Origin of the sequence: Epibacterium ulvae (assembly GCF_018678075.1) — a bacterium.
In the GTDB taxonomy this organism is placed as follows: Bacteria; Pseudomonadota; Alphaproteobacteria; order Rhodobacterales; family Rhodobacteraceae; genus Epibacterium; species Epibacterium ulvae_A.
In genome coordinates this window covers 37958-50888 of the sequence record NZ_JAHHIR010000084.1, presented here as the reverse complement: position 1 = coordinate 50888, position 12931 = coordinate 37958, and the positions used below count along the sequence as shown (strand labels likewise).

General features: G+C 59.5%; 14 protein-coding genes. 8 read left to right on the top strand and 6 right to left on the bottom strand.

Annotated elements, in window-relative coordinates:
• Window positions 1–411, top strand: a 411-nt coding sequence (locus KMP13_RS17940; protein WP_215267349.1) for an IS5 family transposase, incomplete at its 5' end; no start/stop codon positions are given.
• A gap of 9 nt (window positions 412–420) precedes the next feature.
• On the opposite strand, the gene KMP13_RS17935 is transcribed toward KMP13_RS17940, so the two are convergent.
• Entirely contained in the window at window positions 421–564 is a 144-nt protein-coding gene (locus KMP13_RS17935) for a hypothetical protein (protein WP_215267348.1), read from the bottom strand.
• 628 nt (window positions 565–1192) lie between these two features.
• Between KMP13_RS17935 and KMP13_RS17930 the strand changes: the two genes are divergently transcribed.
• The 6 genes from KMP13_RS17930 (at window position 1193) to KMP13_RS17905 (ending at window position 7931) form a co-directional block, all read left to right on the top strand.
• Window positions 1193–2272, top strand: coding sequence for a mandelate racemase/muconate lactonizing enzyme family protein (locus KMP13_RS17930; RefSeq protein WP_215267347.1), 1080 nt, complete (start codon window positions 1193–1195; stop codon window positions 2270–2272).
• 31 nt (window positions 2273–2303) lie between these two features.
• Window positions 2304–3272 (top strand): helix-turn-helix transcriptional regulator, encoded by a 969-nt coding sequence (locus tag KMP13_RS20995; protein WP_215267346.1) that lies wholly within the window; start codon window positions 2304–2306, stop codon window positions 3270–3272.
• 213 nt (window positions 3273–3485) lie between these two features.
• Window positions 3486–4991: an aldehyde dehydrogenase gene (locus tag KMP13_RS17920; protein ID WP_215267345.1), complete on the top strand. Its 1506-nt coding sequence runs from the start codon at window positions 3486–3488 to the stop codon at window positions 4989–4991.
• 47 nt (window positions 4992–5038) lie between these two features.
• Complete coding sequence (locus KMP13_RS17915) at window positions 5039–6076, top strand: C4-dicarboxylate TRAP transporter substrate-binding protein (protein WP_215267344.1); 1038 nt, start codon at window positions 5039–5041, stop codon at window positions 6074–6076.
• Window positions 6077–6096: 20 nt separating this feature from the next.
• Window positions 6097–6618: a TRAP transporter small permease subunit gene (locus tag KMP13_RS17910; RefSeq protein WP_215267343.1), complete on the top strand. Its 522-nt coding sequence runs from the start codon at window positions 6097–6099 to the stop codon at window positions 6616–6618.
• Window positions 6618–7931, top strand: a complete 1314-nt coding sequence (locus KMP13_RS17905; protein WP_215267342.1) for a TRAP transporter large permease — start codon at window positions 6618–6620, stop codon at window positions 7929–7931. Before KMP13_RS17910 ends, KMP13_RS17905 begins: the two co-directional genes overlap by 1 nt.
• Window positions 7932–8018: 87 nt before the next feature.
• Here KMP13_RS17905 and KMP13_RS17900 read toward each other — a convergent pair whose 3' ends face one another.
• From KMP13_RS17900 to KMP13_RS17890, 3 genes are all read right to left on the bottom strand, one after another.
• Window positions 8019–9290, bottom strand: coding sequence for a TRAP transporter large permease (locus KMP13_RS17900; RefSeq protein ID WP_215267341.1), 1272 nt, complete (start codon window positions 9288–9290; stop codon window positions 8019–8021).
• Window positions 9287–9781: a TRAP transporter small permease gene (locus tag KMP13_RS17895; protein ID WP_215267340.1), complete on the bottom strand. Its 495-nt coding sequence runs from the start codon at window positions 9779–9781 to the stop codon at window positions 9287–9289. The genes KMP13_RS17900 and KMP13_RS17895 overlap by 4 nt, the downstream gene beginning before the upstream one ends.
• Before the next feature lie 61 nt (window positions 9782–9842).
• Window positions 9843–10832 carry a TRAP transporter substrate-binding protein gene (locus KMP13_RS17890; RefSeq protein WP_215267339.1) on the bottom strand — a complete coding sequence of 330 codons (990 nt, stop codon included), beginning with the start codon at window positions 10830–10832 and terminating at the stop codon, window positions 9843–9845.
• A 200-nt stretch (window positions 10833–11032) separates the two neighbouring features.
• Here KMP13_RS17890 and KMP13_RS17885 point away from each other — a divergent pair, with 200 nt between their 5' ends.
• On the top strand, window positions 11033–11791 hold the full coding sequence (locus KMP13_RS17885; RefSeq protein ID WP_215267338.1) for a DUF3047 domain-containing protein: 759 nt from the start codon (window positions 11033–11035) through the stop codon (window positions 11789–11791).
• On the opposite strand, the gene KMP13_RS17880 is transcribed toward KMP13_RS17885, so the two are convergent.
• A complete protein-coding gene (locus tag KMP13_RS17880) occupies window positions 11788–12399 on the bottom strand; it encodes a YHYH protein (RefSeq protein WP_215267337.1) in 612 nt (203 codons plus the stop codon). The genes KMP13_RS17885 and KMP13_RS17880 overlap by 4 nt on opposite strands.
• A complete protein-coding gene (locus KMP13_RS17875; RefSeq protein WP_215267336.1) occupies window positions 12362–12724 on the bottom strand; it encodes a hypothetical protein in 363 nt (120 codons plus the stop codon). Before KMP13_RS17875 ends, KMP13_RS17880 begins: the two co-directional genes overlap by 38 nt.
• Window positions 12725–12931 lie beyond the last annotated feature (207 nt).

Below are 12931 nucleotides of genomic sequence, written 5' to 3'. Positions count from 1 at the left end.
GCGGTCGGACCGAGGGGGGGAATGAACAGTGTGCGTCACGCGAGCTGCGACAGCCTGGGCCGCCCACTCAACTTGTTCGTCACCGCCGGACAAGTCAGCGATTACATCGGCGCGCGCGCCATGCTCAGCAGTCTGCCAGAAGTCGACTGGTTTCTCGGGGATCGCGGCTACGATGCAGATTGGTTCAGAGAAGCGTTGGAAGACAAAGGGATACGAGCCTGCATCCCCGGTCGCAAGCAGCGCATGATAGCCGTCAAATACGACAAGCGCCGCTACAAACGCCGCAACCGCATCGAGATCATGTTTGGAAGGCTCAAGGACTGGCGGCGTGTGGCTACCCGATACGACAGATGCCCCAAGGTCTTCCTGTCAGCAATCGCGCTTGCTGCAACCGTGATCTATTGGTTATGAGGCCAGACCCTAGGGCCAGATTTCCATGATCATCACCGACCCGGCCACCGGCGAGGCGATTGGCGCGATGACGGTTGGTGTAAACGCTGAAACCTTGATGTAAGTCACCTGATTTCCTTCGGATGGCATCATGGCACTGATGTGTTTCCGCATCTTGGCTGGTCCCGAAGCAGCAGTATCTGGACCGACGCACTCAGCTCGCCCTTTCCGTCGCGTGCCGTCCAGATCGGGGCGTCTGCATATGCGGATGCCCACTTTTCATTGGGTTGCAATCCCAACCAGGCGGCGTTTCAGCTACCAAAGTCGCGGGCCAACACATTCCACCTGCGTAGGGTGTTGCGCCCCCTGCGAACGCCCACCACACTCGGCGTTTACCGCGCGCGCCTATGGTGGCGGGGATCGCGATCCGTGGCTGGACTGACACCCCCGCCGCACCAGGAACAGGAGCCCGGTTTGGCAGCCGGGCCGCAAACCAAGACCTTGAAACGCGCAGGGGAAACCCTGTCCGCCTCCGCCCTCCGTGGCGGGCCCGTCCACCTTATGGCCACTGCTCGGTTCACGTCCAATGACACGCAACCGACCGGCACCAGAGCACAGGATTTTGCACTGTTCCCCACCGGAAAACCCGGGTTTGGGGCCCATTGGTATGTCCGGAGCCCGCGTGTCCCCAAACGGCGGCTTGAGCGTTTGCGGCCAAAGTCTGAGCGAAGAAAGCGCGCGAAGCCGCAGCGCAGTTGGGCATCCTGATCGGAAGTTTCGCAGGAATATAGGTGCCCCGATTATGACCCCTCTCACAGTGCAAAATGCGCAATGGTCCCTTCTGTCTTACCAGCTGGAAAACGCGGTCGGCGGCTCGGGCGTGTCGAAAATCGACGTGATCCTATGCGACGTGACCCTCAGCAATGGGGCGGCGGGCTTTGGCTTTAGCTATGCCATCGGTGGCAAAGGGGCCGGCGCCATGGTTGCGGCCCGCGACATCAGCGATGCGGTGATCCAGGGGCAGCCCTTTGTGACGCCCGAGGCCAGCTGGCGCAAAGTCACCGCCGCCTGCAACCGCACCGGCAAGGGGCCCAATTTCGTTGGTCTGGCGGCGCTGGATGTGGCGCTGTGGGATGCCTATGCCAAAACGCTGGACGTCCCCTTGGGCCAGGCCATGGGAGGGGAGATGCGCGCGGTCAAAGTCTATGGCAGCGGCGGATACCGTCCCAACCACACCGGCGATCAGACCGAGGCGCAGATCCAGATGCACCGCGAACAGGGATTTGACGCCATCAAACTGCGCCTGTCAGGCACCACTAGTGATCAAGTCCTGCTGGACCGCGCCCGATCCGTGGGCGGCGACCGGTTGCAGATCATGGTCGACCTGAACGAGAAAACAAATCTGATCGATGCGCGCTACACGTTGGACATGGCCTCGGACTATGGCGTCTATCTTGTCGAGGAACCGTTGCGTGCCCGCGATTTTCAGGGCTACCGGATCCTTGCCGAACGTTATCCCGGCCTGATCGCCACCGGTGAGCACCTGCAAGGTCTGGACGAAGCCGCGCCCTTTTTGCAGGACAGCATGTGCGCCGCGATGCAGCCGGATCTGGCGATGATGGGCGGGTTGACGGAATCTCTGCGGGTTGCACGATGGGCGGAATATGTGGGCATCGAAATCATGCCGCATTTCCTGCCGGGTCTCTTTGTCCATCTGGCCGCCGCCGCGCCAAACCTCACCTGGCTCGAAGATTTCCCGCTGCTGGAACCGCTGTTTGAGACCATGCCAACCGCCAACGACGGGATGCTGGACGCGTTTGAAGTCGCAGGCCATGGGCTTTTGTTGACCGAGCAGGCTCGAAAATCCGCAAAAACTCTGTAAGCTTAACCCTGTATGAAAAGGTATCGCGCCCGTGTCTGATGATTTTGACTGCCCCAAACCTCGATTGCATGCCTTTCCCGGTGGCAAGGCAGCCAGCCGTCCGCCGATCTCAACCGATCCGACCCTGTGTCGCCTGTATGATGAGATCCTGAAACGCGGCACCGCCTTTGGTCAGGTCACCTCGCAATGCGAATTGGGCGTCCAAAGCTGTTATGTGCCGCAGCGCATTTCCTCGGTTGTGTTTCGCAACCCCGCCGCGCTTTTGGTTCTGGCCGGGCGCAAAGAGGTGCAGATCGGCGATCAGGTCCACACCGCCAGCGCCGGTGAAATCCTGATTGTGCCGTCGGACACTGAAACCTGGCTGGAGAAAACCCCCGATCCGCGTACCGGCTATTATCAGGGGCTTGGCATCCGGTTTGACATCGACATCCTGGAGCAGTTCCAATCCACTTATGGGCAATATCTCGACACATGGGATCTGTCGCAGAAATGGAGCCTGCAGACGCCCGAGAACCTGATCACCTGGCTCACCGATTGGCTGCGCTGGTCGCGGGAATACCCCACCGCACGCCAGATCCAGCGCCACCGTTTGGTTGAATTCCTGCTGTTGCTCGCCCAGGCGGGCATGGCCGGCAATATCCTGATGGCGCGCAATCCCAGCTGGAAACAACGGGTTGCACATCTGGTCCGTCTGGACCCGGCGCAAGAATGGCGCATCGCCGATGTTAGCCGCCGTTTGGGCACCAGCGAATCCTCCCTCCGGCGCAAACTGTCGATGGAGGAAGCTTCGTTCCGCGACATCCTGGAAGAGGCGCGGCTGATGGCCGGGCTCAATATGTTGCAAGAGACGCGGCTGTCCATCGGGCGCATTGCCGGGGCGGTGGGCTATCAGTCCCAGTCCCGCTTTACCGAACGGTTCAAGATCCGCTTTAACGTCACCCCAACGGAGCTGCGCCGCGGTGCACCCGCCGAAGATGAACCTACCGCCACGACCGGATGATTGAACCCGCCCCACGCGATCACAGCCGCAGCCCGCACCCCGGGTCTGCGGCTTTTGTGTTCAGACCACACAGCCGCGTGCAATTTGTGAAAGCCGATCCAGGCGAAGCCTTGACTGTTTCTGGCGAAGTGGCGGCGCGCGCCGCTCTAACCTCAAAGCCAGGCAAAGGGTCGCGCTGCGGCTCCGGACCCACCGCAAGAACAGATGTGCGATATGGATGAGGGCTGGACATTGGCTGAAACGCAACGATTTAATCTCTTTATTAACGGCCAGGAGACCCCGGCGCAGGCGGGCGAGACGCTGGATAGTTTTGACCCGGTCACCGGCGCGCCTTGGGCCAGCATTGCACGGGCGCGTGCTGCAGATGTGGACGCCGCCGTCATAGCCGCCAGTGATGCTTTGGCCAATCCCGCATGGCGCGATATTTCCGCGTCCGATCGCGGTGCCTTGATGCGCCGGGTGGGCGATCTGATCCTTGAAAACGCTGAACGACTGGCAACGCTGGAAGTGCGCGACAATGGCAAGCTGATGGCGGAAATGCTGGGTCAACTGCGCTATATCCCGCAGTATTACTACTATTACGGCGGTCTTGCGGACAAAGTCGAAGGCGCGGTGATCCCCACCGAAAAGACCGGCATGTTTGTTTATACCGAACATGAACCCATTGGTGTTGTGGCCGCCATTACACCATGGAATTCGCCTTTGCTGCTGACCACTTGGAAATTGGCACCCGCTTTGGCGGCAGGTTGCACCGTGGTGATCAAACCATCCGAACATGCCTCCACCTCGATGATCGAATTCGCCAAACTCTTTACCGAGGCAGGCTTTCCCCCCGGTGTGGTCAACGTGCTGACCGGCTATGGGGATGAGGTCGGCGCGCCCCTGGTGGCCCATCCCAAAGTCAACCGCGTGGCCTTTACCGGCGGTGAAGTGGGTGGCAAAGCGGTCTACAAAGCGGCCGCCGAGCGGCTGAAAGGCGTGTCGCTGGAACTGGGCGGCAAATCCCCCAATATCATCTGCGCTGATGCCGACATCGAACAGGTGGTCAAAGGCGCGGTGTCGGGCATTTTCGCCGCCACCGGGCAGACCTGCATGGCGGGCTCGCGGGTGTTGGTGCATGAAAGCATCCATGACGCCTTTGTCGCCCGTCTGGTGGATTTCATCGCCGAAGCGCGGGTGGGCGATCCCACCGATCCCAAGACCCAGATCGGACCGGTCGCAACCAAGGACCAGCTGCGCAAAGTTCTGTCCTATGTGGATATCGCGACGTCTGAAGGGGCCCATCTGGCCTTTGGCGGCAAGCAGCTGACCGACATTGGCACCGGCAATGGCTGGTTCGTGGAGCCGACGGTTTTCACCAATGTCACCAATGATATGCGCGTCGCCCAAGAAGAGATCTTTGGCCCCGTCCTGTCGGTCATCAAATTCAGCGACGACGATGAGGCGATCCGCATCGCCAATGACACGCCCTATGGTCTGGCGGCGGCGGTCTGGACCAATGATGTGGCGCGCGCGTTCAAATTCACCAAAGCGCTGGAGGCCGGCACCGTCTGGGTCAATGCCTACCGCGTTGTCAGCTACACCACGCCCTTTGGTGGGTTCAAAAATTCCGGTCTTGGCCGGGAAGGCGGGCAGGAGATGATCAAGGAATATCTGCAGACCAAAAGCGTCTATGTGAACCTTGGCAAAACCACCCCAAACCCATTCGTGCTTGGATAGGGAGGACAATTCAACACGGGTTTCAAATTCAGGGAGGAGACTGAAGAATGAAAAAATTGTTGTTGGCTGCATGTGCAGCGATCGGACTGTCTGCAGCAGCGCTTGAGGCTGCGGACTATCCCAAAATGAACCTCAAACTGGCGCATTTCGGCCCCAAGGTCTTTGTCCAGAGTGAGGTGGACCAATGGTGGGCCGATGAGATCGAGCGCCGCAGCGACGGGCAGATCAAGATCCGCGTCTATTGGGGCGGCTCGATTGGCAAAGCCACCGAAATCCTGAAACTGGTCGGCAATGGCGTGATCGATTTCGGTGCCACGCCGCAGGCTTATTTCCCCAATGAACTGCCGCTGATCGGCGCGCCAAATGCGGTGCCGGCCGTGTTCCAGGACCGCGCCGCCGCCGTTGCGGTGTCCCAGGAACTGGTAGAGCAGAACCCCCATGTGCAAGCCGAACTGGACGCCAATAACGTCCACCCCTTGTTCTTTCACGCGCTCAACTCCTTTTATCCGCTGTGCACCAAGCCGGTCACCAGCATGCAGGATTTCGAGGGTCTGAAAATCCGCAGCTTTGGCGCGTTTCAGCCGCCGATGTGGGATGCGCTTGGCGCGGTTGGGGTCAATGTCTTTCCGCCGGATATCTATGAGGGGCTGCAACGCGGCCTGTTGGATTGCGGCTTCTTCTCTGCCGATCTCTACAAGGCCACCAAACTCTATGAGGTCGCCACCCATATGGCCGATGTGGGCGTTGGTCCCGTGACCACCTGGCCGATCTGGGTCAATCAGGACAAGTGGAACAACAGCTACCCCGACAACGTCAAACAGCTGATTTCAGAGGTCAGCCAAGAAGCCCAGGCGCGCAGTCTGGCCGCATTGGCCAAGGCCGAGGTTGAGGCTTTTGCATTCCTCAAAGAAAAAGGCGTTGAGCTGCACACGTTTTCCGACCCCGACGCCTATAACGCGGCGATCCCCGATATGATCGACGTTTGGTCCGCCAATATGAAGGCCAAAGGGCTGGAGGCTGAGGCCAAAAGCGTCGCCTCCTTCTGGCGTGACCGCATGGCCGAACTGGAAAACCTGTCGCACTGACAGGTAGGATCCCAATTCACATGCTTACATTTATGGACCAAACATTGTCCGTCATCAGCAGGGTCTCCCTTGCTGTTGGCGGTCTTCTCATCCTAGCCCTTGCCCTGATCGGTGCGCTCGACACGGTGATGTCGGCGGCGCTGAATGTGCCGTTGCCCGCCGCCAATACAATCGCCGAAGAGGTGCTGCCCGGTGCGGTCTTTTTGTCGATGGGCTTTGTCATCCGCTCCAATGGCAACATCGTGGTGGATCTGTTCACCAGCCGCATGGGGCCAAAAACCAAACATATCACCTCCGCTCTGGCGGCTTTGGCCACCCTGTTGTTTTTCTGCGCCTTTTCCATTGGCGCCTGGAAGCTGGCAAGCGAAAGCCTGCATCTGCGCGAAGTGGCGGTGGCGGCTGTGGAATTCCCGGTCTGGCCGTTGAAACTGGCCTTTGCGATCGGGGCGAGCATTGCCACGGTTGAAACCTTTGCGCTGCTGTTGCGCAGCCTGTCCGGTGTCGCCGTGCCCGGCCCGGCACTCTTGGAAGAGGACCTGTAATGGACCCGCTCACACTTGGACTGTTGGCCCTGGGGGCTGCCTTGCTTGGCACCATGATTGGGGTGCCGGTGGCCATATCGCTGGGCCTCACCGGGCTGGTCGGCCTTTGGGGCGTTGGCGGTTTTACCCTGGTGACCACCACGTTGGAAACACTGCCCCATGATGCGCTCAGCGATTATTCCTTTGTGGTGATCCCGATGTTCATCCTGATGGGGGTGCTGGCCAGCCACGCCAAGGTCACCAATGACATTTACGAGGCCTGCTATCGGTTTATGGCCCATGTCAAAGGCAGCCTTTATATGGTGACCGTGATCTCCTCGGCGGGGTTTGCGACGATCTCGGGCTCGACCATCGTCAGCTCGGCGGTGTTCACCCGGCTTGCCCTGCCTGAAATGATCCGCTTTGGCTACAATCCCGGCCTCAGCGCGGGTTGTATCGCGGCGGCCGGGACTTTTGCGACGCTGATCCCGCCGTCGATCATGATGGTGATCTATGCGCTGCTGACCGGTGAATCCATCGGGCGGTTGTTGATTGCCGGGGCGATCCCGGGGTTTTTGACGGCTGCGGTCTATCTCGCCGCGCTTTGGGGGCTGGTCCGAATGCGGCCGCAATTGTCTTCCCCGTTAGAAAAACGCTTCACCTGGCCTGAGCGGCGTCAATCCCTGACCAAGGTCGGCCCCTTTGTCATCCTGTCGGTGGTGGTCATCGGCGGCATTTACACGGGGTTGATCTTTCCGTCGTCGGCAGGCGCGGTTGGCGCCATCGGGGCGCTGGCGCTGGCGGTTTGGCGCGGGGTGGCGCAGCCGGGCAAGATCCAGTCCTGCCTAAACGACACCGCATCCACCGCAGCGGCGCTGTTTCTGGTGCTGTTGGGAGGCTTGCTGTTCTCACGCTATCTGGTGTTTTCCGGCTTTATCTTTGACGCGGTGGATTTCATCACCGACAGCGGCATTGCGCCCTGGCAGGTTTTGATGCTGATCATCATCGGCAATCTGATCCTGGGGATGTTCATCGATACTGTGTCGATCACCGTGGTCACCGTGCCCTTTATCCATCCGATCATTGTTGGGCTTGGGTATGACCCGATCTGGTTCGGCATCTTGCTGATCAAACTGGTGGAAATCTCGGCCATTACACCGCCGGTGGGCCTGAACCTCTTTGCGGTGATGGCGGCGTCTGATGGCAAGGTGGAGACCGGCGATCTGTTTCGCGGGGTGTTGCCGTTCTTGTTGTTGGAACTTCTGGTCCTGCTGGCGCTTTTGACCTTCCCGGATCTGTCCCTGTGGCTGCCGCGTCTGGTGCTGGGCAGCTAGCCATTCCTCACCGGAACAAGACATGTAAAAACCGGCCAGAGATCGTCTGGCCGGTTTCTTTTTGTCTCGGGTCTCTGTGCTGCCCCGCTACAGTTTAAAGGGCAGATACAGCGCCAGATCCGGCAGCAGATAAAGCACCACCACACATAGGATCATCAACGCCAGAAACGGCAAGGCCCCGCGCGCCACATCCGTCAGCGACGCCCGTGCCACCGATTGGATCACATAAAGGTTCAGCCCCACAGGCGGGGTGATCAGCGCGGCTTCCACCATCAGCACGATGAAGATACCAAACCAGATCGGATCAATGCCCAGACCCAACGCCGCCGGCAGCAACACAGGTGTCATGATCAACACCATCGACAGCGCCTCAAGCACCAGCCCCATCAGCACCAGAATGAATGCCACCAAGATCACAAAGCCCGCCGGACCAGACACAGTGTCCGAGATGAACGCGCTCAGATCTTGCGGAATACGATAAAGCGCGATGGCTTTGCCAAACACTTTGGCGCAGGCAACGATCATCAAAATCGCAACGGTGGTGGCCATCGAATTGATGGCGGCTTCCTTGAACCCTTTCCAGGTCAGGGTGCGCAGCACCAGCGCGGTCAAAACCACGGATGCGGCAAAACCGATCGCGGCGGCCTCAGTCGGGGTGAAAATCCCGCTGTAGATCCCACCAACCACAACCGCAGCCAGCGACATCGACGGGATGATCCGCAAGGTCGCCCGCAGGCGCTGTGGCATCGGGGTTTTCTCGGACCTGCCCATCCCGTGATAAGCGGCATAGCCCATGGAATAGACGCAGAACATCACCAACAGGAACAGACCCGGCCCAATGCCCGCCAAGAACAGCGCGATCACCGATTCCTCGGTCACAAAGCCATAGACGATCATTGGGATCGATGGCGGGATCAGGATGCCCAATGTGCCACCAGCCGCCAGCAAGCCATAGACAAATTTCTTGTCATAGCCCCGGTTGATCATCTCGGGGATGGCCACTGTGCCGATGGTGGCCGCGGTCGCCACAGAGGAGCCGGAGATCGCCGCGAACAACCCGCAGGAAATCACCGTTGCAACGGCCAGACCACCGGGCCAATGGCCGACCCAGGCTTGCACGGCGGCATAAAGGTCTCCGCCCACCCCGCCTTTGAGCAAGACATTGGACATCAGCAAAAACAGCGGCACCGCCAGCAGGATAAATCCATCAAGCGCCGACAGCAGACCCTGGGGTGCGATCAGCGGTGACAGGTCGGCAAAGAACAACATGCCCAGCCCAATAGAGCCAAGCGCCAGCGCAACGGGCACGCCAAACAACAACAGGGCAAACAGAATACCAAGGATTAGGATAACGGTCATTCGTGCTCTCCTTCGGCAACGATTTCACCACGCGCAGCGCGCAGGGTTTCGATACAGGCCTGTGCAAACAACAAGGCACAGCCCGCAGGGACCGCCATTTCGACAATCCAGATTGGCATATTCAGCAGGGTTCCGGTGGTGCGGTTCAGATGCAGACTGTCCAGCACGATGATCGCGCCTTGAAAGCCTACGATGGCGGAAAACACCGCAACCACACCCATGGCGACCGTCTCGCTTGCGGCGCGGGGTGCGCCTTTGAGTTGGCCGATAATGGCAGTGATGCGGATATGGCGCCGCTCCCGCAGACACCAGGGCGCCGCCAGAAGCACCCCCCACAACAGACACAGCTGGCTGAGTTCCGCCGCCCAAGAGGTGGGCTGCACAAAGATGTAACGCGCCAGAACCTCATAGGTCAGCATCACGCCGCTGAGCACAAAGAGACACGCCGAAAGACCCGCCATGGCGGTGATAAACTTCGAAAAAATAGTCATGAGATCTCCGATGATGAAGGCTGGTCAGACCGCGAAACGGCTTGACCAGCACCCCACCCAATCAGTCGTTTTGCGCCGCCTTGAGGATCTGTGCCCCCAGGTCTCCGGCTTGCTCAAGGAAGCTGTCGTAAACAGCGGCGGAACTTGTGCGCCAGGCCTCGATCTCGGTCGGGCTCAGCTCTACCACCTGCATGCCGTTTTCAACCGCTGCGGCATAGGCATCGGCCTCGATGCTTTCCAGATCATTGCGCACGGAAATCTCGGCCTTGATCGCCGCATCGGTCATGATGGCGCGGTGCTCTTCTGACAGCTCCGCCCACCAGTCCGAATTGGTCACCACCACAAACTCGATATCGGCGTGATTGGTCACGGTCAGCGTGTCCATCACCTCCCACAGGCGGCGGGATTTGACGCCCGAGACACCGGTCATGCCGATATCCACTGTGCCGCGCTGATAGGCGAGATATTGTTCCGAGCCGGAAATCAACGTCGGCGCACCGCCATTTTCGGTGACGAAATCACCCAGGGTCTTGCCAAAGACACGCGCCTTTTTGCCTTCCATGGTTTCCGGCATCCGCAGCCCGTCGCCCTTGGACAACAAGATGGTGCCACCATAGGGCTGCCACCACAAAACTGTGGCGCCGGTGGCCTTGATCGCGGTCTCGATCGGCGCGCGTACGGGGCTGCCCGGTTCGGTGGCTTTGCGGACCTTTTCCGGTGAGTTGAACAGGAACGGCAGGTAGAAAATATCCACCGCCGGGATGTAGCCGACATATTGCGTCAGCGAGACAACTCCCATTTCAATGGCCCCACTGCCCACGGCGGCTGGCACTTCCTTGTCGCGATACAGCTGGGCGCTGTCGTAAATCTGGACCTCGATATCGCCTCCAGATTGCTTTTCAACCTCCTCTTTGAAAAGCGTCAGATTCTGCCCAAGATGGTTCTTGAGCGGCAGCTGCAGGGTGATCCGTGCAGTGACCTCGGCGGCAAAGCTTGTACTGGCCATCAAGACCGCAAGTGTCGCGCCAAGAGCTGTTCCGGCGTTGATCATTTTAGTTCCTCCTCCGTTGATTGGCCGCACCGCAGATCACGCGGTGACTTCCCTTCCAATCATTCAAAAACGCTACCGATCCGGCCGAGGCGTGATGGCTTTCATCGTTCAGAACTTCGCCTTTTCCAGTCAGCCCGGATCGGCCCTCACACGCGGTTGTGACGCCGCAGCGTGCGAAATCCGGTTATGGATCGGGGCAGGTGGCGCAGCATTTGGATGTGCTGGGGCTTGCGGTCAAAGGCTTGGAGAAGATGATGCATAAATTGGGTTTGAAACTTGCGGCAGGCGTGGTTGTTCTGGCCGGGGCTTATGCCAGCTATCACTTTACCCGCCCGCCGTTCTGGCAGACCGACACGCCGCTGCGCGCCACATCTGGACCGGTGGACCTGCTGGCGGATCTTGACCCGCAGGATCCGGACAAGGGTTGGAAAGAGCGGCGTTTTTTCCGCATCACTCCGGCCGAGTATCGTTTTGCCGATCACGATGGCAGCCGCGCCTTGCGCTGCAGCACGGACAACAGCGCCTCCATTTTAGCGCTGGATACCGAGATCGCGGTGGCGGATCTGCCCGTCCTGTCCTGGCGCTGGAAAGTGGTCACCCCGATCCAGAGCGATCTGGATGAGGCCACCCGAGAAGGCGATGACCACCCGATGCGGTTCTACATCCGTTTCGCCAATGAGGCGGGCGACAGCAAAGGGGTTGAGATCATCTGGAGCAACCAAAAGTTCGAACCCGGTGGGTTCAAGATCATCGGTGATTTCTACCATCTCGTCGCCAATGGGTTGGATGAGAACATTGGCACCTGGCACGATCAACGGGTCGATCTGGCACAGCTATACCAGGACATCGGCGGCACTGGCACGCCGACGTTGGACGTGATCGGCTTCTTCTGCGACAGCGACAACACCGGCGCCCAAAGCGACGGCTATTTCGCAGATGTGCAGCTGTTGGAAGGTTAGGGGGCGGTGGGCTCTACACCCAGCTTTTCGGCAATCGCTGCGAAATCCGGACACGGCCCATTGAGACCACCCTGGGCGCGGGGGGAACCGATGCCTTGTTCGGCGGTCGTGGTGAGATTGTTCAGGGCGACCACTCCCACCAGACATTTCGGCAGGTTGGGGAAGCTGTCGTTGGCGTGGTAATGATAGACCCCACCGGTTTGGCCCGGCACCGGACCTATATGTCCGCCGCAGGCATCAAGGCCGATGGGGATGGAGCCGTCAGCCTCAAGTGAGCCGTAAATCGCAAACCCGTCAAAGGCATAGGCAAATTGTGCGGTGGCATCCTGGACCACATTGGCGCAGCTGGCGTCAACGCCTTCGCTTGCGAAAACCGAATTGATGTCGGTGGCCGTGGCATGCCAGTGATACCAGCCACCCGGATCCACATGGCCGCCGCAGGTATTCAGAGCCGGCATATGCCCGATTTCCAACACCGACGGGGCATCGGCAAAAATCGGCACGCCGTCCAGCGCCAGACCGACTTTGGCCACGGTGCCAAGGGATGTGGGCTCTGCTGCCGTCACCGGGTCAATTGGGATCAACATCGCCGTCATTGTAAAACACATAGCCCAGCTCCGCCAACATCTCGAGATAGGCGACATCAATCCGGTAGAGACCGGCCTTGTCACCATCCCAGCTCCAGATGCCACCTGCGTCATCCAATGTGGCTGGGCAAAAGGGGCCGATTTCCAGGTTTTCGGGCAGGTATTGAACCGTATAGGATATGCAATGCGCCGCATCGCCGTTTTTCAGGGTGCAGTCAACAACAGTGCCCGTGTCCACCAACACATTGCCGGTCAGTCGATCCGCATCCCCATGCGCCAGAGCCGCCATCGGCAAAACGCAGGAAAATGTTGTGGCGAGGAAGAGGTGAAATACTGCCGTTTGCATGGGTTTCGTCCTTTAGTCATGGGCCTTTAGGGATAAACGGGCAGTGTAACAAAATCCGTCGCAATGGGACCTTGAAACTCTATTTTATCGCGCCGCTGCGCCTGATCCAACCGGGGTGGGCACGCCGGCGCCTGTGCCGCTTTGGGCCAATAACGTCGCAAGAGGTCGGTTTTGTTGTCTGTTGCGTCGGATGGATTTGCGGCGGGT